Here is a 24,310-nt window from a genome sequence, read left to right on the forward strand (position 1 = left end):
GCGTCCTTTCAGTACTCGATGCTCGTGCAGAGGCTCAGAGGGGCCGGCCCTCTCAGTGCTGGTAGCCGTAGACGCCGCGCGCCTGGTCGCGTACGAGACGGCCCTGCTCGAGCTCGATGACGCGCTTGCGCATCTGGTCGACGATGTTCTGGTCGTGGGTCGCCATGATCACGGTGGTGCCGGTCCGGTTGATCCGGTCCAGCAGCTTCATGATGCCCACGGAGGTCTGCGGGTCGAGGTTGCCGGTCGGCTCGTCCGCGATCAGCAGCATGGGGCGGTTGACGAACGCCCGCGCGATGGCGACGCGTTGCTGCTCACCACCGGAGAGCTCACCGGGCATCCGGTCCTCCTTGCCCCCCAGCCCCACGAGGTCGAGGACCTGCGGCACGGCCTTGCGGATCTCACCGCGCGGCTTGCCGATGACCTCCTGCGCGAAGGCCACGTTCTGGGCGACGGTCTTGTTGGGGAGGAGGCGGAAGTCCTGGAAGACGGTGCCCAGCTGGCGGCGCATCTGCGGCACCTTCCAGTTGGACAGCCGCGCGAGGTCCTTGCCGAGGACGTGGACCATGCCCTGGCTGGCGCGCTCCTCCCGCAGGATGAGCCGCATGAAGGTGGACTTGCCGGAGCCGGAGGAGCCCACCAGGAAGACGAACTCACCCTTCTCGATGTCGAGTGAGACGTCCCGGAGAGCTGGACGGCTCTGCTTCGGGTAGGTCTTGGAGACGTTGTCGAATCGGATCACGGATGCACCACGGTCGGCCGGGGGTAGGTGAGCGTGACCATACGCGAACCCGGTGAGCGCGTGCAGTCGGCGTCCGGCAATGAGGGATTTGTGACGGAAAGCGGCACGGAACGAAACGGGGCGGGCCGGACCTCGTCCGGCGGGCCGCGCCGAAACCGGCCCGAGCTGGCACAGTGGTAGGGGGAACGGTTGCGTTTCCCTGAGCGTTGTGCGGAGAGAACGTGAATGCGGCTCCCGCGCCGCGCGGGAGGAGGACTGCGCATGACCTATGACCGACTGGTGTGCGCGAACTGCGCGGCGCCCGTGAACGAGGGCCGTTGCCGTGTGTGCCGGGCGAGCCGGGAGCGCATGCAGGAGCAGGGGCCGTTCGCAGGGCTCAATCCGGCGATGCTGATAGCGCTGATGGTGATCCTGGTGGCCGCTCTCGCGCTGCTGGCGCACCAGGCCGTCTGAGCCGGAGGCCGCATCCCGCCGTCCGGCGGCCGAGGCGTGCGCGTACGGCCCCAGGAGTGGTCCAGGCAGGCGAAGGGGCCCGGGAGTGCCATGACGGCTCTCCCGGGCCCCTCAGCGTGCGCTCACGGACGTCAGGCGGTGGCGCGACCGCTTCCGGCCAGACGCGGCAGGATGCGGAAGCCGATGCCACCGGCGATCATCGTCGCGGCGCCGACCAGCAGGAACGTGGTCTCAGCCGCACCGGTCTCGGCGAGCTCGTCCTTGCCCTTGCTCTGCTCGACCGGCTGGTTGCCGGCGCTGTCCGTGTCGGTGTTGTCGGCGCAGTTGGCACCTTCGGCACCCACGACGCAGTTACCGGCACCGTTGTCGCCGTCGTCACCCGGGTTCGCCGGAGCCGAGGGGTCCGTCGGGTCCGTGGGGTCCGTGGGGTCCGTCGGGTCCGTGGGGTCCGTCGGGTCCGTCGGGTCCGTCGGGTCCGTCGGGTCCGTCGGGTCCGTGGGATCCGTGGGGTCCGTCGGGTCCGTGGGATCGGTCGGGTCCGTGGGGTCCGTCGGGTCCGTGGGGTCCGTCGGATCCGTGGGGTCCGTGGGATCGGTCGGGTCCGTGGGGTCCGTCGGGTCCGTCGGGTCCGTGGGGTCCGTCGGGTCCGTCGGGTCCGTGGGATCGGTCGGGTCCGTCGGGTCCGTCGGCTCACCCGGGTTGGTCGGGTCCGTCGGGTCCGTCGGGTCCGTGGGCTCACCCGGGTTGGTCGGGTTGTCGTATCCGACACCGACCTCGAGGCCCTCGTTGCCGGCCTCGGCGTTCACGCCGACGCCGGCGATGTTGACGTCGATGCCCACGGCCTGAGCCGCACCCGCGGCGGTGAGCGAGGCACCTGCTGCGATAACCGCGCCGGCGGCTATCCGCGCGACGCGGATCCGCGTCTTCTTCGTCATCTGTTGCTACCCCCAGTAGCTGATCTCGTCGATGGAGCAGCCCTATGCGGTCCACGGCCCTGCGGGGTCACATTCTCTGCAGGGCCACGCCGTACCGTGGTCATCCCGCCCGCCCCCGATCACACCTGTCCCAGACATACGCGTGCTGCCCTAGCACCCTGTCCAGAGTTAAGACCTACGTCAAGGACGTTCCGGGGGCATACGCGGCGCTATGGGGGTTCTTGACGCCTATTCGGAACCACGACTGTGACGCATTCACCACACCTTCCCCTCAACTCCCCTGTGCGCCGGGGCGGGTGAATAAGCGAAGGGCCCGGACAGGAAATCCTGTCCGGGCCCGAACGGCTTACCGCCGCGGCTACTTCTCGCTCTGCTTGCGCCAGCGGATGCCGGCCTCGATGAACCCGTCGATCTCACCGTTGAAGACCGCTTCGGGGTTGCCGATCTCGAACTCCGTACGCAGGTCCTTGACCATCTGGTACGGGTGGATGACGTAGGAACGCATCTGGTTGCCCCAGGAGTTGCCCCCGTCGCCCTTGAGCGCGTTCATCTTCGCCTGCTCCTCCTGGCGGCGGCGCTCGAGGAGCTTCGCCTGGAGGACGTTCATCGCGGACGCCTTGTTCTGGATCTGCGAGCGCTCGTTCTGGCAGGAGACGACGATGCCGGTGGGCAGGTGCGTCAGACGCACCGCGGAGTCCGTGGTGTTGACGCCCTGGCCGCCCGGGCCCGAGGAGCGGTACACGTCGACACGCAGCTCGGACTCGTCGATCTCGATGTGGTCGGTCTGCTCGACCACCGGCAGCACCTCGACGCCCGCGAAGGACGTCTGGCGGCGGCCCTGGTTGTCGAACGGCGAGATGCGCACGAGACGGTGCGTGCCCTGCTCGACGGAGAGCGTGCCGTAGGCGTACGGCACCTCGACGGCGAACGTGGTCGACTTGATGCCGGCCTCTTCGGCGTACGCGGTCTCGTAGACCTCGGTCTTGTAGTTGTGCCGCTCGGCCCAGCGGAGGTACATGCGCTGGAGCTTCTCGGCGAAGTCCGCGGCGTCGACGCCGCCTGCCTCGGCCCGGATGGTGACCAGGGCCTCGCGCGCGTCGTACTCGCCGGAGAGGAGCGTGCGGACCTCCATCTCGTCCAGCGCCTTCCTGACGGAGACCAGCTCGGTCTCCGCCTCCGCGAGCGCGTCGGCGTCGCCCTCGTCCTCGGCGAGCTCGAACATGATGCCGAGATCGTCGATACGGCTCCGCAGGGCCTCGGCCTTTCGGACCTCGGCCTGGAGGTGTGAAAGCTTGCTGGTGATCTTCTGCGCCGCCTCCGGGTCGTCCCAGAGGGACGGCGCCGCCGCCTGCTCCTCGAGCGCGGCGATGTCGGCCCTCAGCGCATCCAGGTCCAGGACGGCCTCGATCGACCCCATGGTCGAGGAGAGGGACTTGAGCTCTTCGGAAATATCGACGACTGCCACGGGTCCAGCGTAACGGGTGGGCGGGTGAACCTGTCCCTCCCCCGGATCCCGGCACCTCCCGGACGCTCCTCAGGGGGTCGTGGGCGCCGAATTCCGTGTGTCCTCGGGGGCCCCGCCAGAATCGTCGCCTCCGGCGGCGAGCCACCCGCCCACCCCTATCGCCGTACACAGCGCGACCGCCGCGAGACCCAGGGTGATACGCCGCTTGCGGACGGCCGCCGACTTGTTCCGGGCCGAGCCGGGCCGGGGCCTGCCGGGGGCGCGTGGGGCGCGGGCCGTGCCGAGAGGGCCTCCGGAGAGCTCGTCGGGGCCGGGGACACGCATGCTCGTGTGGGTGTCCCGGTTGGAGTCCGGCGAGGAGGCGGGCACCAGCGGGACCGCGCCGCGGCGACGGGGCTCGTCGGCGGCGGGGGTGTACTGCTGTTCGTCGTACGCCTGCGGCTCGGCCTCGTTGTCCGGCTCGTCGACGTCGAGCGGGGGTATCCCGGCCAGCAGCGGGAGCAGCTCCCGCAGCCGGGCCGCGAGCTCGGAGGCGCGCAGGCGCGAGGCCGGGGCCTTGGCCAGGCACTGGACCAGGAGCTGCCACAGCTCCTCGGGGATGCCCGGGAGAGGGACGACCGTCTCGGTCACGTGGCGGCGCAGGACGGCCCCGGGGTGGCCGCCGCCGAAGGGGGTGAAGCCGGCGAGGAGCTCGTAGAGCACGGTCGCGAGGGCGTAGATGTCCACGGCGGCGCGCGGCGGGAGGCCCTCGACGATCTCGGGGGCCAGGTAGTCCGGTGTGCCGATGATCTTGGTGGTCTTCGTGCGGCGCGGGGTGTCGATCAGTTTGGCGACGCCGAAGTCCGTGAGCAGCGCCGGGTGCGAGCCGCCCGGGCCGAGGGGACCCTCCATGTCGAGCAGGATGTTCTCCGGCTTGACGTCGCGGTGGACCACGCCGGCGCGGTGCGCGGCGGCGAGCCCGTCGGCGACGTCGGCGATGATCGCGGCGGCGGCCTCGGGGGCCAGCCGGCGTTCCCTGTCCAGACGGGTGCGCAGGTCGGTGCCGCGCACCAGGTCCATCACCAGCGCCAGGTCGGTGCCGTCCACCACGAGGTCGCGGACGGCGACGACGTGCGGATGGCCGAGCCCGAGCAGCGCGGTGCGCTCCTGCACGAAGCGGCCCACGAGCTCCTGGTCGGACGCGAGGTCCTCGCGGAGCAGCTTGATGGCGACCGGGCCCTCAGGCCCCTCACCGAGCCACACCGTGCCGGCGCTGCCGCGCCCCAGGATCTGGTGGGCGGTGTACCGGCTGCCGATATTCCGTGCCAAGACTGCTCCCTCAGCGGCTGGCGTTGACCCCCGGTCGACAAAGTTACGCGGCGAACGGGGTGTCGTGTGCCCTGGATGGCGCCAACCCCGACTTCTGCGGGCCGATTAGGCCCGCAGAAGTCGACAAAGATACAGAATCGTGCACGTTACTGGCCGGTCGTGCCGCCCGAACCGCTCCCGCCGAGGTCCTCGAACCAGCCGGTGACCTTGCCGATGCCGTCCCCTATGGCGTCCCAGAAGCTCTTGCCCTGGGCCACCCAGTCCTGCAGCGGGGTCAGCTCCCAGATGAGCCAGCCGGCCACGATCAGCAGCACGACCGAGAACAGGCATCCCTTGAGGCAGCCGAGGCCGGGGATGCGCATCGGGTTGGCGCTGCGCTGCCTCGGCGGACGCGGGGCCGGCGGCTGGGGCGCGGGCTGCTGCGGGGGCGCGTACTGCTGCCGCTGCGGTTGCGGCTGCGGGGGCCGCCGCTGCGGGGGCTGCTGCTGCGGCTGGTAGCGCTGCGGCTGCTGCTGCTGCTGCGGGTACTGCTGGGCGCCGCGCTGGGGCTGCTGCTGGGGCGGCCGGCCCTGCGGCGGCTGCCCCTGCGGCGGCTGGTGGCGCTGGGGCCGGCGGCGCAGCGGGTCCTGGCTCGGGTCGAGGTACTGGACCTGCGTCTGCTCGTTCCGGTCGCGGGCGGCCCGGAGCTGCGACTGCCAGGGGTGCGGCTCGTCGGGCTGCGGAGGGCCGTCCGGGCGCGGCGGCACGGGCGGCATCATCGCCGTCGGGTCGGCCTGGCCGCCCCCTCCCGGGGTCTGCCGCATCACGCTGGTCGGCGCGGCCGGATCGTACGAACCCGCGTTGCTCGGCAGCACCTGGGTGGGGTCGGCCGCGCCCGGGGTGTCCGGGACGGCGGCGGGCGCCGGGTCGGGGGCCAGCAGGGCCCCCACTCCCTCGGCGGCGGCGATCTGCGCCGAGTTCGCGTGGACGCCGATGCCCGCGCCGACGGTACGCAGCGCGCGGGCGAGGTTCACGGCGCTGGGACGCTGGTCCGGGTCCTTGCGCAGGCAGCGCTCCATGACCGTCCACAGCGGCTCGGGGACGGTGCTGGGGCGCCGGGGCTCCTCGCTGAGGTGCCGGTGCAGCACCTCGAGCGCGGTGCCGCCGGCGAACGGCGGACGGCCGGTCACCAGCTCGTACAGCAGGATGCCGGCGCCGTAGATGTCGACGGCGGAGGTCTGCGGACGGCCCTCGGCGGACTCGGGTGCCACATAGGCCGGTGTACCGACGAACTCGTGGGTCCGGGTCAGCCCCGGGGAGTCCGCGAGGCGCGCGATGCCGAAGTCCGTGAGCATGGGCGTCATGCCGCCGTCGCGCTCGTCGAGCAGCACGTTGGCGGGCTTCAGGTCGCGGTGCACGACACCGTCGGCGTGGCTCGCGGCCAGCGCGTCCGCGATCTGGGCGGTGAGCAGCGCGGCGGCGACCGGGGTGAGCGGGCCGTTCTCCCGGAGGTAGCGGTGCAGGTCCGGGCCGTCGACCAGGTCCATCACCAGGGCGAGGAGATCACCCTCGACGACGAGGTCGCGGGTGCGCACGATGTTCGCGTGGGTGAGCCGCAGCAGCACGGAGCGCTCGCGCAGGAACCGCATCACGACATCCGCGTCGTTGGCGAGCTCCTCCTTGAGCACCTTGATCGCAACGGTCTCGCCGGGCTGCCCGGCGACGGCCGCCTCGGCGCCCGCGGTCTCCCGCTGGCGGGCTCGCCAGACGGTGCCCGTGGCGCCGCGTCCGAGCGGCTCCTCGAGCAGGTACTTGCTGCCTACCGGCCGCACGTCATGCGCTCCCTGCTGATCGTTGTGCCTGCGGTCCCCCCGGGCCCGCCCGGATGTCCCGGCCCACTGTAGTGCCGCCGTACGGGGCACCGTCCGGTCGTCCGCCGGCCGTGTCGCCCCTGCGGGCAGGGGAGGACCGGGAAGACGCAGACACGGAGGAGTTGGTTGCCGAACGAGTGTGCAGCACCTCTCCGGCAGGACCAAGCAGGCACTTTTGCACCCACACTCGGCCATTCAAGATCACTTGGTGGCCACCCCCGGGCGTGTTGTCGGTGTCAGGTGCGAGGATGCCTCCAGCACGGAACTGTGAGGTCGGAAGCCTCACACTCCGTGACGACCTGTACCGGACGACGCGTCCGTGCCGGGTGGGGGGAATCACAGGGCGTCTCCCCTGCCGGGCACCCCGCGCAGAAGGGACCGCTGACGGCGATGCAGATCCGGCTGACCGTCCTCGCGCCGCGCAGCGGCCAGACCCCGGCACGCGCCTGCGACGTGCTCGTGACCGCGCCCGCCGGGACGGCTCTCGCAGCCGTCGCCTCCGGCCTGGCCGCGGCGGTCTCCGGCCCGGAGGGCTCCCTGGGCGGCGGCGCCACCGTGCTGTACGCCGGGCGGGAGCGGCTCGATCCGCAGCGCTGCGCCCTCGGTGAGCCGCCCCTGGTGGACGGCGCCGTGCTCTCGCTCCAGGTCCCGGGTGACGACGAGGCGGCCGACGACACCGTCCCGGCCCGGCTGCACGTGGTCGCGGGGCCGGACGCCGGGGGCGTCCACCTGCTGCACGGCGGGCAGATCAGGATCGGCCGCTCCGCGGAGGCGGACGTCCCGCTCGACGACCCCGACGTCTCGCGGCTCCACTGCGCCGTGACCGTCTCCGACGACGGCCGGGTCTCCGTCGCCGATCTCGGCTCCACCAACGGCACCTCCCTGGACGGCACGGAGATCGACGACCGCCCGGTCCGGCTGGCCCCCGGCGCCCTGCTGCGGATCGGGGAGTCCACGCTCCGGCTCACGCCCGGCGACCGCGCCCCCACCCTGACGACGACGCCGGACGGCGAGGGCCATCTGCGGGTGGCCCGCGCGGAGGCGGCGGGCGGCGCCCCGGCGCCCGGGGAACCCGATCCGGGCCGGGGCGGCGGCCCGGGGCACTCTGACAGCCCCGCCTCCTCAGCGCACGGCGTCCACGAGGCCCTCGGTGACGGCCCGTCCGGCCACGACACGCACCGGGGCGAACCCTTTCCTCAGGTCACCCACGGCCGTGGCGCCGCACTCGCGCACGACGAGGGACCCAGGAGGGGTGGCATAGGCGCCTGGGCGCGACGGCTCAAGGGTGGCAAGGGAGAACAGGCCCACACCACGCCTGCCGGTGACGCGCCGGCCGGCGGGCAGGATCCCGCGTCCGCCTCGCGCGCCCCCTCCGGCCCCCCTCACGCCCCCTCCGCTCCGGCGGGCACCTGGCCTGACCCCGCGACCGTCCTCCTCACGGCGCTCGGCCCCGGGCCCCGGCTGTGGGAGCGGGACACCGCGCACCCCGAGGCCCTGGTCGTACGGCTCGGCACGACGGAGCGGGCCGATCTGCCCGCCGTTCCGGTCACCGTGGGGCTGCGGGAGGCCGGTTCGCTCGGGCTCGCGGGCCCCCGGGACCGGCTGTCCGGACTCGCCCGCTCGACGGTGGCCCAGCTCGCCGCCCTGCACTCCCCCTTCGACCTGGAGATCGTGCTGATCAGCACGGACCGGGCCCGGAGCCTGGAGGAGCGACGGCGCGAGTGGGCATGGCTCGGCTGGCTGCCCCATCTGCGCCCCATGCACGGCCAGGACTGCCGCCTCCTCCTCGCGTACGACCGCGAGCAGGCCGGCGCCCGCGCGGCGGAGCTCGTCCGCCGCATGGAGGACGGGCCGCTGGGGAGCGGCTGGGCGAGCGCCGACAGGGAGTCCGTGGCCGGGGCCGCCCACCGCCACACCGGGCCGTACACCGTGGTGATCGTCGACGGCGATCCCGGCTCCGCGGCCCTGCGCGAGACGACGGCCGGGCTGGCCGGCGCCGGAGCCGCGAGCGGGATCCACCTGATCTGTCTGGCCGAGACCCCGGCCGCCTCCCCCACCTCCCCCGTCGCCGCGACCTACGACACGGCGTGCCGGGCCTCGATCGCGTTCCGCGAGTGCGGGGCGGTCGCCCTGCTGAGCGGTGACGTGGCGACCGCGCTGCGGCTGCTGCGCACCGCCGGCGGCCAGGCGGCGGGCCATGGCACCGTCGCCGCGGTGGACGCCGTCTCGTCGGCCTGGGCCGAGAGGTTCGGGCGCGCCCTCGCCCCGCTGCGCGACGAGGGCACGGCTCCCCTGCCCGGCCGGCTCGTGGCCGCGGCCCTGCCGCCTTCCGCCCGTCTGCTGGACGAGCTGGGTCTCGCCAGGGCCACACCGGCCTCCCTGATGGCCCGCTGGGCCTCCACGGCCGAGGACCAGCCGGGGGCGTCGGTGCGCGCCGCCGCGCCCGCCGGCGGCGACCTGGACACGACGAGCTCCGGCCGCACCCTCAGCACCGGGCCCCGGGTGGGCCCGCAGCGTGAGTCGCCCGACTCGGGACGCTTCCGGAGCGGTGGACCGACGACCTCGGGCTCGGGCAGCTCCGCCTACGCCTCCGCGGCCGGGGGCGGTTCCTCCCGGATCGGCGCGCAGAGACGGGACAGCGGCGTGGACACCGGGCCCTCGGGCGGGAACCGCGGGTACGCGGCACGTCCCGTGCTCGTGCTCGGCGCCGGCCCCCGGGGCCCCCTCTCCGTCGATCTGGCGGACGAAGGGCCCCATCTGCTCATCGAGGGGCCCGCGGGCAGCGGCCGTACGGAGCTGCTGCGCGCCGTCGCCGCCTCCCTCGCGTCCGCCGCCCGCCCCGACAGGCTCGGCATCCTCCTCATCGACGGGTCCGGCGGTGAGCACGGGGAGCGCGGCGAGGGGCTGCGCCCCTGCACGGAGCTGCCGCACGTCTTCACGCACCTGGTGGCCTCCGACCCCGTACGGATGCGGGAGTTCGCCCAGGCGCTGGGCGGCGAGCTGAAGCGCCGGGCGGAGCTGCTCGGCCCTCTGGACTTCGCCGGATGGCACGCGCGGTACGAGGAATCGCAGGCGCTCACCGGCCGTCGCCCCGCGGGCGCCGCCGAGCAGCGCGGTGACCTCGAGTCGCCTGCAGGCGGCACCCTGCGGCTGCGGCCCGCGGCGGCCCGCCCGGTGGACCCCGGGCCCTCCCCTCTTCCCCGGCTGGTCGTCCTGGCCGACGACTTCGACGCCCTGGTCGCCCCGGCCCTCGGCAGCCCGGGCCGTCCGTCCGCCGGATCCGTCGTCCGGGTGCTGGAGGCCGTGGCCAGGGACGGCGGGCGTCTCGGCGTCCACCTGGTCGCCACGTCCGCCCGCCCGGACCGCACCGAGGACACGGAGCTGGCCCGCGGAGCGCGGCTGCGCATCGTCCTCGACCCGCCCGTCGTCCCGCCGTCCCCCGACGAGGCCGCGCCGGGCCGGGGGCGTCTGGGGCATCCGGACGGCCGGGTGACGCCGTTCCAGGGCGGCCGGGTCACCGGCCGTATCCCGCGCACGGCGACCCTGCGCCCCACCGTCGTACCGCTCGAGTGGGAACGGATGGGGGATCCGCCGACCCGCCGTCCGGTCCGCGAGCTGGGCAACGGGCCCACCGACCTCGCGCTGCTGGCCAGCGCCCTGGAGAGGGCGGCCCGTTCGGTGAACGCGGAGCCGCTCCCTCCGCTGATTCCGTGAGCGCGCCGCCATCCGCCCCTGGAGCGGCCGTCGCGAGCGGGCACCCGGGTCCTACTGACGGGACGTCACGAGCCCATCACGATCATGTGGTTGACGTGGGGATCGGTCTTGCGGCTCCGGTGCGCCGGGCATAGGACTGTGCGCACGGACGATGTGAACCGCACGATGTGAGAAGTGACGGCACCGAAGGGTTACACCGCTGGTGCGGTCCATACTCATGCGCGCGCAGGAGAGACGGGGCAGGGATGCGCACAACCCTTCGAATGCGTAGGGCCGCACTGGTGTTCACCGCGATCGGGGCACTGGCCCTCACCGGCTGCGGTGACGACGGCGCCGGGAAGGACAAGACGGGCGGGGGCTCGGGCAAGGGCGAGGACAGCCCGTCGAGCGTCACTCTGCCGAAGCTGGACGGCGAGAAGCTATCGGTGGCCGCGGTCTGGACCGGGCCCGAGCAGGCCAACTTCACCAAGGTCCTCGACGAGTTCGAGAAGCGGACGGGTGCCACGGTCACCTTCGTCCCCGCGCAGGACCCGATCGTCAACTTCCTCGGTACGAAGATAGCGGGCGGCCAGCCCCCGGACGTCGCGATGATCCCGCAGGTGGGCGCGATCCAGCAGGCCGTGGCCAAGAAGTGGGCCAAGCCGGTGGGCCCGGAGGCGAAGGCCCAGCTGAGCAAGAACTACGCGAAGGTCTGGCAGGACCTCGGCGCGGTCGACGGCACCCAGTACGGCGTCTACTTCAAGGCCGCCAACAAGTCGCTGATCTGGTACAACGCCAAGGCGTTCGAGAACGCGGGCGCGAGTGTGCCGAAGACGTGGAAGGACTTCCTGGCCACGGCCGAGACGGTCTCCGCCTCCGGTGTCACCCCGGTCTCGGTCGGCGGGGCGGACGGCTGGACCCTCACCGACTGGTTCGAGAACGTCTACCTCTCCCAGGCGGGGCCGGAGAAGTACGACCAGTTGGCCAAGCACGAGATCAAGTGGACGGACCCGTCCGTCAAGGACGCGCTGACCACGCTCGCCGAACTCTTCGGCAAGCCGGGCCTGATCTCCGGCGGCGCCGACGGCGCGCTGCAGACGGAGTTCCCGGTGTCGGTCACCCAGACGTTCACCGGTGGGGACCAGCCCAAGGGCGCGATGGTCTTCGAGGGCGACTTCGTCTCCATCAACATCGCGCAGACCGAGGCGAAGATCGGTACGGACGCCAAGGTCTTCCCGTTCCCCGCGGTCGGCGCCGAGTCCCCCGTGGTGACGGGTGGTGACGCGGCCGTGGCGCTCAAGGACAGCAAGGGCGCCCAGGCGCTGCTGACCTGGCTCGCCTCGACCGACGCCGCGAAGATCTGGGCGGAGACCGGCGGGTTCATCTCGCCCAACAAGGCCCTGGACGCGGCCGCGTACCCGAACGACGTTCAGCGCAAGATCGCCGAGGCGCTGATCGCCGCCGGTGACGACGTCCGGTTCGACATGTCCGACCAGGCCCCGCAGTCGTTCGGCGGTACGCCCGGCAAGGGTGAGTGGAAGACGCTCCAGGACTTCCTGAAGAATCCGAAGGACATCGCGGGGACTCAAGCGAAGCTGGAGTCCGACGCGGCCAAGGCGTACACGAGCTGACGGGATGACCACAGCGACAGCGGGGGGCGCCGGAAGCGCGCCCCCCGCCGACAAGCGTCCTGACACGAGCACGGGCAAGCGCCCGCGCGGAAGCGTGACCGGCACCCGGAGGGCCGTCGCGGCTGCATTCCTGCTGCCGGCCCTGGTGCTGCTCGGCTCCCTCGTGGTCTATCCGATCGTGTACTCCGTCTACCGCTCGTTCCTCGACCAGTCCGGCACCGGTTTCGCCGGGCTCGACAACTACAAGGCGCTGTTCACGGACGACACGATCCGGACGGCGGTCAAGAACAACGCCGTCTGGGTGGTGTTCGCGCCGACGGTCGCCACCGTGCTCGGCCTGATCTTCGCGGTGCTCACCGAGCGGATCCGGTGGGGCACCGCGTTCAAGCTGATCGTGTTCATGCCGATGGCGATCTCCATGCTGGCCGCCGGCATCATCTTCCGGCTGGTGTACGAACAGGCGCCGGAGCGTGGTGTCGCCAACGCCGTGGCGGTGGGCGTGCACGACACGTTCGCCCAGTCCTCCGGGTTCCCGAAGGCGCATCCGCTGCCCGTGCACCCATTGGAGGCCGGCGGCGGGGGTTCCTTCGTGACGAAGGAGACGGTCCGCGCCGGTGAACCGGTGAGCCTGCCGCTGGTCGGTGTGGTGCCCGCGAAGATGCCGGGCGACGCGGAGCCCGCCAAGGCGGCCACCGCGTCCGGCGACGGCATCACCGGGACGGCCTGGCTCGACTTCACCAAGGGCGGTGGCGGCAGACCGAACGTCGTCGATCCCGAGGAGCTCGGACTCAAGGGCATCACCGTCGAAGCGGTGAAGGACGGGAAGGTCGTCGCCGAGGCGACGGCCGGGGCGGACGGGGTGTTCACCCTGCCCGCATCGGCCGACGGGGCCCAGCTCCGGCTCCCGGCGGACAACTTCCGCGAGCCGTACAACGGTGTCGACTGGCTCGGGCCGTCCCTCGTGACGCCGGGGATCATCGGCAGCTACGTCTGGATGTGGGCCGGGTTCGCGATGGTGCTGATCGCCGCGGGTCTGGCGGGCCTCCCGCGCGAACTCCTCGAAGCGGCGCGGGTGGACGGCGCGAACGAGTGGCAGGTGTTCCGCCGGATCACGGTGCCGATGCTCGCCCCCGTACTCGCGGTGGTCCTGGTCACTCTGATGATCAACGTACTGAAGATCTTCGACCTGGTCTTCATCATCGCGCCGGGCTCCTCCCAGGACGACGCCAACGTCCTGGCCCTCCAGCTCTACCGCTCCTCGTTCGGCACGGACGCGGATCTCGGGGTCGGCAGCGCCATCGCCGTACTCCTGCTGCTGTTGGTGATCCCGGTGATGCTGTTCAACATCCGCCGGATGCGGAAGGAGGGACGCCGGTGACCACGACCGAAACCGAGAAGGTGACGAGGGCCGAGCCGGGCAGGAAGGCGGAGCAGTCGCTCGGCGCCCGGATCGCCGCCCGGGCCGGCGGCGGCGCCATGCGGGTCTTCCTCGTCCTGGTGGCCCTGTTCTGGCTGATGCCGACCATCGGGCTGCTGCTCTCCTCGCTGCGCGGGGCCGAGGACATCGCGGCGACCGGCTGGTGGAAGGTCTTCACCGCTCCCTCCGAGCTCACCTTCGCCAACTACCAGCGGTTGCTGGAGAACTCGACCATCACCGACTCCCTGTTCAGCACGGTCATGATCACCGTTCCGTCCACGTTCCTGGTGGTCGTCATCGGCTCGTTCGCCGGTTACGCCTTCGCCTGGATGGACTTCCCCGGTCGTGACTGGTGGTTCCTGGTGGTGGTGGGGCTGCTGGTGGTCCCCGTGCAGGTCGCGCTGATCCCGGTGTCCGAGCTCTTCGGCAGTATCGGGATCTTCGAGACGACCTTCGGTGTGATCATGTTCCACACGGCGTTCGGCCTGCCGTTCGCCATCTTCCTGCTGAGGAACTTCTTCGCCGAGATCCCGCGTGAGCTGCTGGAGGCCGCACGGCTGGACGGTGCGGGCGAGATCCGGCTGTTCACCCGGGTCGTGATGCCGCTCGGCGGCCCCGCGATCGCCTCGCTCGGGATCTTCCAGTTCCTCTGGGTGTGGAACGACATGCTGGTGGCGCTGATCTTCGCGGACTCGGAGTCCCCGCCGATCACCGTGGCCCTCCAGCAGCAGGTCCGGCAGTTCGGCAACAACATCGACGTGCTGGCGCCCGGCGCCTTCGTGTCCATGGTGATCCCGCTGGCGGTGTTCTTCGCCTTCCAGCGGCAGTTCGTCTCCGGGGTGATGGCGGGCGCCGTCAAGTAACGGCGGCCCGACGGCACGGCAGGACATACGTTCGTCAACACGAGGGCGGCCCGTTCACTCGCGATCGGGCCGCCCTACCTCGTTGTTCCCCCGAATGCCACACCTCGCGTAACCAAGTCACTCCATCGGCCGTTTGCGGGCCACCTGCCCGCCCGCGAGCGACCCCTGGATGTGTTGTGCCCCGGTTCAGTGTCATCGTGCCCGCGTACCGGGTCCAGGCGTATCTGCACGCGTGTCTCGACTCCGTGCTGAACCAGTCGTTCAAGGACTACGAGATCATCGTGGTCGACGACTGTTCACCGGACGCCTGCGGCCCGATCGCCGACGAGTACGCGGTACGCGACCCACGGGTCAGCGCCGTCCACCTGCCGCAGAACTCCGGCCTCGGACCCGCCCGCAACGCCGGGGTGGCCCGGGCGACCGGCGACTACCTGCTCTTCCTGGACGGCGACGACACCTTCGCCCCCGAGGCGCTCCAGGCCATCGCCGACCGCCTGGAGGCCACCGGCGGCCCGGACGTCCTGGTCTACGACTACGCCCGTACGTACTGGTCGGGCGAGAGCGTGCGCAACACGTTCGCGCAGCACCTCGCCGAGACCGGCCCCGCCACCTTCCGGCTCGCGGAGCGGCCCGAGTTGCTCAAGGTCCTGATGGTCGTCTGGAACAAGGCGTACCGCCGCGAGTTCGTCGAGGCCGAGGGCTTCACCTTCCCGCCCGGCTACTACGAGGACACCCCCTGGACCTACCCGGTGCTGATGGCGGCCGGGTCGATCGCCGTACTGGACGCCGTCTGCGTGGGGTACCGGCAGCGGCGCCGGGGCAACATCCTCTCCACCACCACCCACCGGCACTTCGACGTGTTCGACCAGTACGACCGCGTCTTCGCCTTCATCGACGCCCGCCCCGAACTCGCCCCCTGGCGACCGGTCATGTTCCGCCGGATGCTCGACCACTTCTCGACCCTGTTCACCTCCCGGGGCCGGCTGCCGCGCGGGACCCGGGCGCAGTTCTTCCGTCGCGCCCGCGCCCACTGCCGCCGCTACCGCGCCCCGGGGACACCCGTGCCCCGCCGCACCCGGCTGAGGCACGCGCTGTTCCGGCTGGGCGCCCACCGCACGTACCGCGCCCTGTGGGCCGCCCAGCGGCTGCGCGGCCGGCTCGGGCGTGCGGCCGCCACGGTGCGCCGGGCGGCCCGCGGGGCGGCGATGCAGCTGCACTACCGGGTCCAGCTGCGGCTGCCCGTCCGGAGCCGGGACGCGGTGTTCACCGCCTACTGGCACCGCGGGTACACCTGCAGCCCCGCGGCCCTGGAGGCCACGGCCAGAGCCCTCGTCCCCGGGCTGCGCACCTACTGGATCTGCCGGCCCGAGGACGCGCACACCGTGCCGGACGCGACCCGCGTGCTGCACCCGGGTACAGCCGCCTACTGGACGGCTCTGGCGCGCTCCAAGTACCTCGTCAACAACGTCAACTTCGACCGCCGGCTCGTGAAGAGACACGGCCAGGTCCTCCTGCAGACGCATCACGGGACGCCCCTGAAGACCATGGGCACCGACCTCGTGCACCGCCCCGCCGCCGCCGGCTCCATGGACTTCGTCCAGCTGCTGCGCAACGTCGACAAGTGGGACTTCTCCCTCTCGGCCAACCAGCACTCCACGCTCGTGTGGGAGCGCACCTATCCGTCCGGGTACACCACGCTGGAGTACGGCAGCCCGCGCAACGACGTGTTCCACCGCGCCGGCCCCGGCACGACCGCGCGCCTGCGCGAACGCCTCGGCATCCCCGAGGGCAGCACCGCCCTGCTGTACGCGCCCACCCACCGCGACTACCGGCGCGCCCAGCGGCACTCCCTCGACCTGGAGCAGCTGGTCCGCGTCCTGGGACCCCGTTTCGTGATCCTGGCCCGGTCCCACTACCTGGACGCCACGGCCCGGGCCACCGCCGGCCACACCCGCCACCCGCGCATCATCGACGTCAGCGCCCACCCGTCCGTCGAGGAGCTCTGCCTCGCCTCCGACGGTCTGATCACGGACTACTCGTCGCTGATGTTCGACTACGTCAACCTGGACCGGCCGGTCGTCCTCCACCTGGAGGACGCGCAGGCGTACGAAGCAGCCCGTGGCACCTACTTCGATCCGGCGTCCTTCCCGCCCGGGGCGGTGGCCCGTGACCAGGACGAGCTGCACGAGATCTTCGCCACGGACCACTGGCGCGGACCCCGCTCCGCGCAGCGCCGGGCGGCGTTCCGGGCCCGGTTCTGTCCCTACGACGACGGGCACGCGGCGGAGCGGGTGGTGCGCCGCGTCTTCCTCGGCGACACCTCGGGGATGCCGCTGCCCGCCCCGCTGACGGGCCGTGGGCGCACCGGGGTCCCCCGGCAGGTACCGGTGCGGGAGTACACCGGCGGGTGAGGCCCCGGCGTGGACCGGGGCCACGGGGAGCGCTGCCTGCCCGGGGGACGCTCAGCGCTCCAGCAGGGCGAACAGCTCTTCCCAGCGGCCCATGACCTCCGCTTCGGAGAACCGCTGGACATTGGACCGCGCCCGGTCCCCCATCGCGTCCCGCAGCCGTGGGTTACCGGTCAGCCGGAGCAGCCGGTCGGCGAGCGCGCCGATGTCACCGGCGGGGGCGAGCAGCCCGTCCTCACCGTGCCGCACGATCTCCCGCACACCCGGCGCGCAGTCGAACGCCGCGCACGGCAGACCGCTCGCCATGGCCTCCAGCAGGGCGAGCGGGAAGCCCTCGCCGCGTGAGGACTGGACGAAGACGGAGGAGGCGGCGAGCGCACCGGGGACGTCGTCCGTGCGCCCCCGCCAGACGACCGAGGAGTCGAGCCCCAGGCCGGTGCACCGGGCCCTGAGGTCCGCCTCGTCCTCGCCCGCCCCGTACACGTCCAGCCGCCAGTCGGGACGCTGCGGAGCCACCAGCGCCCAGGTGTCCAGAAGCATGTCGATGCCCTTCTGGTCGGTGAGGCGGCCGATGCTCGCGACCGACTTCTCCCGGCGCGGGGAGGGCACGTCGGGCAGCGCCGCCAGGGCGTTGGGCATGAAACCGACGTTGTTCATCCCGTCCCCCGCCCACTTGTCCGCGTCCTCCTCCGTGAGGACCAGCCAGCGGTCGAGCGGCGGGTAGTGGTTCTTGATCCAGCGGTAGCGGTGGCTCGCGCGCGAGTAGTCGTACGACTCGTGGCTCATCCCGATGACCCGCAGCCCACCGGTGTCCGCCTCGCCGACCCACTCCATGGCCCAGACCTGGCTGACGATCACCACTCCGCCGGGCCGGGCGGCCCGGAAGATCTCCGAGAGCCGGTCGACCGCACGCCGCTTCCGGGCCACACGGGCGGCCTCGGCCCGCCGGGCGGCGACCCGGAAGCGGTCCCGGAACCCCCTGGCCGCCCAGGGCGTCGGAGGGTGCGCCGGATACAGGGCGGTCACGGGGTACCCGGGCGGATCGGGCAGGACCATCTTCCGCTCGGCGGCATGGATGCCGATGGTGTGCACCCGGTGGCCCGCCTCCTGGAACAACTGGGCGCTCCGGTGCATCCAGCCGGTCACCCCGCCCAGTTCGTCGGTGCTGTTGGAGACGATGAAGACGTCCCGGCTGCGGCTCATCGGCCGGCCTCCCCGGTACGGACGGTGCGGGACGGGACGAGGTGCCTGGCGAACACGGTGTCGACGACCGCCCTGGCCGCGTCCCCCCGGTCGTAACCGCCGAACTCCGCGGCGAAGGCGGCGCGTCGCTCCTGGAAGCCGGTGTCCGCCCTCTTCAGTCCGGCCAGCACGGTGAACAGTTCCTCCTCGGTCGCGGTCACCGGCCCGGGCGCCTTCTCCCGCAGGTCGAAGTAGCTGCCCCGCTCGGCGGCGTAGGCGTCGAGATCGGGGGCGAAGAGGACGATCGGACGGTCCAGGAGCGCGTAGTCGAACATGATCGACGAGTAGTCGGTGACCAGGACGTCGGCCAGCGTGAGCAGTTCGCTGACGTCGTGGTGGCCCGACACGTCGACGACCGTCCCGGGCGGACAGGCCGGCAGGCTCGCCGCCTCGAGGTAGTGCGCCCGCACCAGCAGCGTGTAGGTGTCACCGAAGCGTTCCGCGAAGCGCGCCGCGTCGAACAGGAGCTTCTGCCGCTTGCGCCTGCCCGGCCCGCCCCGGAAGGTCGGTGCGTACAGCACGACCTTGCGGTGGTCGGGCAGGCCGAGCTCGGCCGCCAGCGCCGGGCGCGGCAGCCGCCCCTCGGTCTCGTCCCGGGCACGCGCCGCGAGCAGGACGTCGTTGCGCGGGTAACCGGTGCGCAGCAGCGTCCTCCCCGGCAGCCGGTAGGCCCGGGCCAGCGTGCGCTCGTCGTGCCGTGACCGCACGAGGAAGTGGTCGAATCGGTCGACGGCCTGCTGGAGCCGTTCACGCTGCGGGGCGTTCTGCATGCGCACCCGGGTCTCGTCGAACCCCATGCGCTTGTAGGCCGAGCCGTGCCAGGTCTGCAGGTAGGTCGTGCCGGAGGGCTTGTCCAGGTTCTGCGGGAAGCCCTGGTTGTCGACCCAGTACTCCGCCCGGGCCAGGGCCCACAGATAGCGCCACGACCAGCGGCGCACCAGCCTGGCGTCGGTGGGGAAGCCCGCCGGGGAGTCGGCGTACGACCAGACGCAGCGCAACGGGAGGCCCCGGGCGCGCACCTCCTCGTGGACGGCCCGGGGGCTGTCGCCGTAGCAGGTGCCCATGTGGCTCTCGAAGACGACGGAGCCCTTGCGCACGGGCAGCCTGAGCAGCCAGGAGCGGTAGACGGAGACCTTGAGGCCCCTGGCGTGCAGCCGGTCCCGGCGCCTGCGCAGGGACCGGAGCAGGAGCCTGACACGGCGGGCGGGGCGGAAGTGGGTGGCGTAGTGCACCAGTCGGCGGGCCGTGCGGGCGGGCCGGCGCCGGGCTTCGAGGCGCAGCGCCAGGTGGTCCCGGAGGGTGATGTAGGGCTGCCAGGTGTCCCCGGCCGTTCTGCCCAGCCGGGGCAGTGCGGGCGAGCGGTCCGCCGGGCCGACGAGGTCGCGGGGGGCGAAGAGGTCGCTCACCGAGCGGGTCCTGCCGTCCTCCACGACCATCCGCGCGTCCCACACGGTGTCGCGGGGCCCCAGGGGGCGCAGCAGACGGGTGAGGTCGGCGCGGGTGGACCAGCTGATCCCGGTCGCGTCGGGCCGCAGTTCCGCGACCGGGGCGCGGAAGGCGCGGGAGCCGTCGCGTACGCGGAACTCCAGGCGGGCCGTGAGCGGGCCGTCCGGGCCGGGCCCGGTGTGGGCGGGCAGCACGAGCCGGCCCGCGAGGAGGACGTGGCGGCCCTCGGTCTCGTAGCGGGTGAGCCTGTTCATCAGCTTCAGCTCCCCGAACGTGCGGTACTGGTGCCCGAGTTCGGTGACGTCCAGCACCGGGTCAGGACCGCCCGGCCAGTACACCCGCCCGTCGTCCCCCACGGAGAGGGGGGCGGTCACGGTGCCGCGCCTGCGCAGCGCGTACGCCGCGGTGAGCACACCGTCCTCGTCGCCCCGCTCCAGCAGCCGTACGCCGACGCGCTCGACGGGCGGGAGGGTGAGCAGAGCCGGCTCCGGGACGGAGCCGGGCAGCACACGCGCCGCTGTCACCGCGACGCGTTCGCGGGTCCCGGCGGGCAGTTCGGGGAAGCAGCGCACCAGCGGTACGAGATGGTCGGCCAGGAAGGCGCGGTCCCGCTCCCCGCGCAGCTCATCGAGCCCCTGTGCCACCAGCACGTGGCACACCCGCCGGTGCGCCTCGACGAGTCCGGCGAGGTCCTGTCCGGCGTCGGGCAGGGCCCGCCCGGAGACGATCCGGCGGCGTACGAGGGCGATCCGGCCGACCACCGCCGCCGCGAGGGGGCCGAACAGCATCCCGCTCCGGGTGAGGTCCTCCGCGTAGCGCAGCGCGTGCCGCTCCAACGCCGCGCGGCGCAGGCAGAAGCCGGTCACCAGGGCGTCGTGCACCACCAGTCCGGGTGCCTCGGTGAACCGGCCGACGGTGCGGGAGCGGAGGAACAGGGCGTGCTGCCAGGAAGGTTCGCGTTCCTTGGTGCCGTCCCCGGTGAGCCGGCTCCAGCGCCCGGCCACCAGGTCGGCCCCGGTGCGCGAGCCGGCCTCCCAGAGGTTGCGGCAGGCGTGCCGCTGAAGGCGCTCGCCGGCGTCGAGCACGAGGACGTACGTGCCACGCGCCGCGTCCAGGCCGGCGTTGCGCAGCGAGGCGACGGTGTCGGAGCCCGGGTCGAGCACGCGGATCCGTTCCGGGGAGCGGGCGGCGAGCGCTCCCGCCGTCCTGCGCAGGGCGGCGGGTGCGCCGGCGGGCAGGACGACGAGTGCTTCGACGGCGCGCAGGCTCTGGTCGAGTACGGAGTCCACGGTCGCCGTCAGCGCTTCCTCCCCGCCGTCCGCGGCGCTGACCACGCAGCTGAAGTCGGGCGTGCTCATCCCTGGCACCCCTTCGCCATCCGGTCCACGACCCGGGCGGCCGCGGTCCCGTCGTCGAGGTCGCAGAACGCCTCGCGGAAAGCGGCGTACGCCTCGCGGTGGTCCGCCGTCGCGGCGTCCGGGTCGCGCAGTGCCTCGATGACGGCGGCCGAGTCGGTGATCAGCGGGCCGGGCGCCCTGTTCGCGAAGTCGAAGCAGAAGCCGCGCACGGTGTCCCGGTAGTGCTCCAGGTCATAGGTGTGGAAGAGCATCGGCCGGCCGGTCTGGGCGAAGTCGAACATCAGCGACGAGTAGTCCGTGACCAGCACGTCGCTGATCAGCATCAGCTCGGCGACGTCGGGGTGGCGTGACACGTCACGGACGAAGTCGTTCTCCGGGACGCTCCCGCCGACCAGGTAGTGGCGGCGCACCAGCAGGACGTGGTCGTCGCCGAGCGCCTTCCACGCCTCCTGGAGGTCCAGTTGGAGGTCGAGCCCGTACCTGCCGCTCTGCTTCGGCCGGTCCTCCCGCCAGGTGGGGGCGTACAGGACGACCCGCTTGCCCTCGGCCACGCCGAGCGCCTGCCGTACGGCGTCGGCGGTCTTCGCCCGGTCGGCGGCGTGCAGCAGGTCGTTGCGCGGATACCCGCACTCGAGCACCTCGCCGGTGTGGCCGAAGGCCCGGCGCAGGACGGGCGTGGAGAAGCGGTTGGGCGAGACGAGCACGGTCCACTGGGCCGCCCGCCTCGGCAGGGACTCGATGTAGGCGGTGTCCGCGAACGCGGTGCCCGCCAGGTCGCGGCCGACGCGTTTGAGCGGGGTGCCGTGCCAGGTCTGGACGACGAACTGGCCTTCGGCCCGCTCGAACCACTCGGGCAGCTGGGTGTTGGTGACGATCCACCGGCTGCGGGCCAGGGCGTCGTACCATTCGGCGCTGTGCAGGGCCACGGCGCGGACCCCGGCGGGTACGGCGGCCTGCTGGTCCCGGACCACCCAGAGGTGCTCCACGCCGATACGGCGCCGGACCAGCTCCTCGTGGACGGCCCGGGGCGAATCCGAGTACTGGCGCCCGTCGAAGCTGGAGTACAGCACGGTGTCCCGCAGCTCCCGCCCCCTCAGGCCCACGTACCACTCGCGCAGCCGGCGCTGCCCGTAGGCGCTCCGGTCCGCCGGCGGGAGCGCGCTGCCGGAGTGCAGGGACAGCCGGTCGTGGAAGCGCCTCTCCAGGGTGAAACGGCGTCCGCCCGCCTCCTGCCCCAGCGGCAGCCCGGCGTGCAGCTGGTGCACCACGCGCAGCGGCAGATAGCGCTCCGGATCGGTCTCACCCCGTTCCCTGAGGAAGGGGTACCAACGGCCCTCGGCGAGCGGCAGCACGCCCCCGGGGCCGTCGACCGCGCCCGGGGACAGCTCCGCGCGGAACCCCGCCTCCGTGCTCCGCACCGCGAAGGTGTTCTCCTCCTGGTGGCCGCTGTGGCGCAGGACGAGCTCGACCGGGCGGTCCCGTACGGCCGGGAAGGTCCCCTCCAGGACCAGTCCGGCGTCCTCGGTCCACGCCGCCTTTCCGACGACGGGCCGCACGTCCCGGTCGGTGAGGACCAGGTCGCCGGAGGGGTTCGCGGCGGTGTGGACCTCGCGCCCGCCCGGCAGCGGGTACCGTCCGGCGTCGGTCTCCGGGCGGGCCGCGACCGCCGGCCGGCGGGTCCCGCAGGCCAGCTGGACCCCCCAGTCGCCGTCGGTGCCCCGGAACGTCACCAGCGGCACCTCGGCGACGACCGTACGGCCGTCCGAGGTGTCGTCCGCCACCAGCGGGAACTCGTGGGTCTCCTTCGTGCGCCACTCCTGCAGGCGCAGGGCGGTCGGCGTGTCCCCGCCCAGCACGCGCACCGCGATCCGGATGCCGTCCGCGGCCTCGGTCGGCCCGTGGCCGGCGAGCACGGCGTCGACCCGCTCGGCGCGCAGTTCCAGCTTGTTGCCGGAGAGCACCGGCACGACCCGGGTGCGCTCGTCGACGTACCGGACGGCGGGCGCGGCCGGGTTGCCGGGCAGCCGCATCGGGCCCCGGCGCGGCCGTCCCGCGCCGACGACGACGGATTCCAGCTTCCAGACCGTCCGGGTCCCCTTCGCCGTGCCCCGGGTGACGAGCCTGCGCGGGTCGACGACGGTCTCGAAGCCGGACCGTTCGTAGCGGTGCAGCGAACGGCCCGATCCCGCCGCCGCCTCGTCCGTCACCGTCCTGCGCAGCCGCAGCGGGAGGAGCCGGCGGCCCGACCTCAGCCAGGCGGCGCCCGCCGACCTGCCCGGGGCGTTGCGGACGTAGGCGTACCCCTTGAGGTGCAGCAGCCCGCCCCGCCACACGGCCTCGGTGAGATGCGCGTGCACGGGGAGGTCCTCGGCGGACAGCGCGGTGACCCCGCGCGGGAGGGGGGCCCCGACGCCCGGGTACTCGGCCCGGGGCCGCAGCCGCCCCCTGACGTGGAAGGTGTCACGGTCGGTGGACTCGTGGGCCAGGAGGGCGAGCAGCTCCGCCGTCCTGCGCTCCCGGATGAGCTGCCACTTGACCCTCAGGTGCAGGGGCAGGGCGTCGAGGACTGCCGGGGCCACGGTGTCGGCGAAGGCGTTGGCGTGGGTGAGGAAGGCTTCGTGGAAGCTTTCGTCACCGTCCCTGAGGGCCTCGATGAACAGCCACAGGTCACCGGACAGGGCGTGCTCGTCGTAGCGCCGCTTCGCCTCCGTCATGCCCCGCTCCGCGAGGAAGCGGCTGACCGTGGTCACCGCGGTGACCCGGTCGCGGATGCCCCGGGCCACCGCGCGGCGGCTGGTGATCGAACCGTCGCGGTCCCGCCAGTGGTAGACCGGCTCCTCCACGACGTCGACGCTCCGGGCCAGGAAGTGGGCCGGCAGGACCACGGCGATGTCCTCGTACAGGACGCCCGTCGGGAAGGCGAAGGCGTGGAGGTCCCAGAAGGACCTGCGGAACACCTTGTTGCACGCGATGCGGTCGCCGAGCAGGACCCAGTCCCGGGTGACGTGGGTGGCCCGGCGGGGCCTCTCCATCGGCTTGCGGAACATCGGGGACTGTTCGAGCGCCCCGCCGGGCCGGAGCCTGAGGACGTTGCCGGTCGCGAAGTCCGATCCGGACGCGTCGAGTTCGCCGAGCATCCTGGCGAAGGCGCCCGGCGGTACGACGTCGTCGCTGTCGACGAAGGCCAGGAACTCCGTCTCCGGACGGGCCTGCGCGGCCCCCGCGTTACGCGCCGCCCCGAGCCCGGCGTTCTTCTGCCGGATCAGGCGGAAGCGCGGGTCCTGCCGGGAGAACTCCAGCGCCACGTCCGCACCGCGGTCCGTCGAACCGTCGTCGACCATGACGACGTCCAGGTCGGCCATGGTCTGCCCGGCGAGCGAATCCAGGCAGGCTCCGAGGTACTCCTCGACGTTGTGGAACGGGACGACGACGGTGAGACGGGGTGCCATGGCGCTGCGCACGATCCTTCCGGACGGACGAACGGACTTCCTCTGTAGGG

The 24,310-nt window shown here is 72.7% G+C and carries 14 protein-coding genes; 6 read left to right on the forward strand and 8 right to left on the reverse strand.

The annotated features are described in order from the left end of the window. Positions 1 to 52: 52 nt before the first annotated feature. Positions 53 to 742, reverse strand: coding sequence for a cell division ATP-binding protein FtsE (gene ftsE / locus ACHFIV_RS28145; protein ID WP_099172927.1), 690 nt, complete (start codon positions 740 to 742; stop codon positions 53 to 55). Positions 743 to 1,003: 261 nt separating this feature from the next. Here ftsE and ACHFIV_RS28150 point away from each other — a divergent pair, with 261 nt between their 5' ends. After that, positions 1,004 to 1,195: a hypothetical protein gene (locus ACHFIV_RS28150; protein WP_103760450.1), complete on the forward strand. Its 192-nt coding sequence runs from the start codon at positions 1,004 to 1,006 to the stop codon at positions 1,193 to 1,195. A gap of 131 nt (positions 1,196 to 1,326) precedes the next feature. Here the strand turns inward: ACHFIV_RS28150 and ACHFIV_RS28155 are convergent, their stop codons facing one another. From ACHFIV_RS28155 to ACHFIV_RS28170, 4 genes are all read right to left on the reverse strand, one after another. Beyond that, positions 1,327 to 2,130, reverse strand: a complete 804-nt coding sequence (locus ACHFIV_RS28155) for an LPXTG cell wall anchor domain-containing protein (RefSeq protein WP_398974722.1) — start codon at positions 2,128 to 2,130, stop codon at positions 1,327 to 1,329. Positions 2,131 to 2,488: 358 nt separating this feature from the next. Further along, positions 2,489 to 3,595: a peptide chain release factor 2 gene (gene prfB, locus ACHFIV_RS28160; RefSeq protein ID WP_398974724.1), complete on the reverse strand. Its 1,107-nt coding sequence runs from the start codon at positions 3,593 to 3,595 to the stop codon at positions 2,489 to 2,491. 69 nt (positions 3,596 to 3,664) lie between these two features. After that, a complete protein-coding gene (locus tag ACHFIV_RS28165; RefSeq protein ID WP_398974727.1) occupies positions 3,665 to 4,903 on the reverse strand; it encodes a serine/threonine-protein kinase in 1,239 nt (412 codons plus the stop codon). A gap of 146 nt (positions 4,904 to 5,049) precedes the next feature. After that, the gene (locus ACHFIV_RS28170; RefSeq protein ID WP_398974729.1) at positions 5,050 to 6,714 is read right to left on the reverse strand and encodes a serine/threonine-protein kinase; all 1,665 of its coding nucleotides are present in this window, start codon (positions 6,712 to 6,714) and stop codon (positions 5,050 to 5,052) included. Between the two features lie 429 nt (positions 6,715 to 7,143). Between ACHFIV_RS28170 and ACHFIV_RS28175 the strand changes: the two genes are divergently transcribed. The 5 genes from ACHFIV_RS28175 to ACHFIV_RS28195 all read left to right on the forward strand — a co-directional run bounded on the left by ACHFIV_RS28175 (position 7,144) and on the right by ACHFIV_RS28195 (position 16,768). Continuing rightward, a complete protein-coding gene (locus ACHFIV_RS28175; RefSeq protein ID WP_398974732.1) occupies positions 7,144 to 10,467 on the forward strand; it encodes an FHA domain-containing protein in 3,324 nt (1,107 codons plus the stop codon). A gap of 245 nt (positions 10,468 to 10,712) precedes the next feature. Further along, positions 10,713 to 12,077 (forward strand): ABC transporter substrate-binding protein, encoded by a 1,365-nt coding sequence (locus ACHFIV_RS28180; RefSeq protein ID WP_398974735.1) that lies wholly within the window; start codon positions 10,713 to 10,715, stop codon positions 12,075 to 12,077. 4 nt (positions 12,078 to 12,081) lie between these two features. Next, the gene (locus tag ACHFIV_RS28185) at positions 12,082 to 13,455 is read left to right on the forward strand and encodes a carbohydrate ABC transporter permease (RefSeq protein WP_398974737.1); all 1,374 of its coding nucleotides are present in this window, start codon (positions 12,082 to 12,084) and stop codon (positions 13,453 to 13,455) included. Further along, positions 13,452 to 14,357 (forward strand): carbohydrate ABC transporter permease, encoded by a 906-nt coding sequence (locus ACHFIV_RS28190; RefSeq protein WP_398974740.1) that lies wholly within the window; start codon positions 13,452 to 13,454, stop codon positions 14,355 to 14,357. Before ACHFIV_RS28185 ends, ACHFIV_RS28190 begins: the two co-directional genes overlap by 4 nt. A gap of 176 nt (positions 14,358 to 14,533) precedes the next feature. Then, a complete protein-coding gene (locus ACHFIV_RS28195; RefSeq protein WP_398974743.1) occupies positions 14,534 to 16,768 on the forward strand; it encodes a bifunctional glycosyltransferase/CDP-glycerol:glycerophosphate glycerophosphotransferase in 2,235 nt (744 codons plus the stop codon). Positions 16,769 to 16,819: 51 nt separating this feature from the next. On the opposite strand, the gene ACHFIV_RS28200 is transcribed toward ACHFIV_RS28195, so the two are convergent. The 3 genes from ACHFIV_RS28200 to ACHFIV_RS28210 are packed head-to-tail and all read right to left on the reverse strand — an operon-like array spanning position 16,820 to position 24,260. Then, positions 16,820 to 17,968: a glycosyltransferase gene (locus ACHFIV_RS28200; protein ID WP_398974746.1), complete on the reverse strand. Its 1,149-nt coding sequence runs from the start codon at positions 17,966 to 17,968 to the stop codon at positions 16,820 to 16,822. Beyond that, positions 17,965 to 20,811 (reverse strand): bifunctional glycosyltransferase/CDP-glycerol:glycerophosphate glycerophosphotransferase, encoded by a 2,847-nt coding sequence (locus ACHFIV_RS28205; protein ID WP_398974749.1) that lies wholly within the window; start codon positions 20,809 to 20,811, stop codon positions 17,965 to 17,967. Before ACHFIV_RS28205 ends, ACHFIV_RS28200 begins: the two co-directional genes overlap by 4 nt. Continuing rightward, positions 20,808 to 24,260 carry a bifunctional glycosyltransferase/CDP-glycerol:glycerophosphate glycerophosphotransferase gene (locus ACHFIV_RS28210; protein ID WP_398974751.1) on the reverse strand — a complete coding sequence of 1,151 codons (3,453 nt, stop codon included), beginning with the start codon at positions 24,258 to 24,260 and terminating at the stop codon, positions 20,808 to 20,810. Before ACHFIV_RS28210 ends, ACHFIV_RS28205 begins: the two co-directional genes overlap by 4 nt. Positions 24,261 to 24,310: the final 50 nt, after the last annotated feature.

This window comes from Streptomyces sp. ALB3, from assembly GCF_044385685.1.
Lineage (GTDB): Bacteria > Actinomycetota > Actinomycetes > Streptomycetales > Streptomycetaceae > Streptomyces.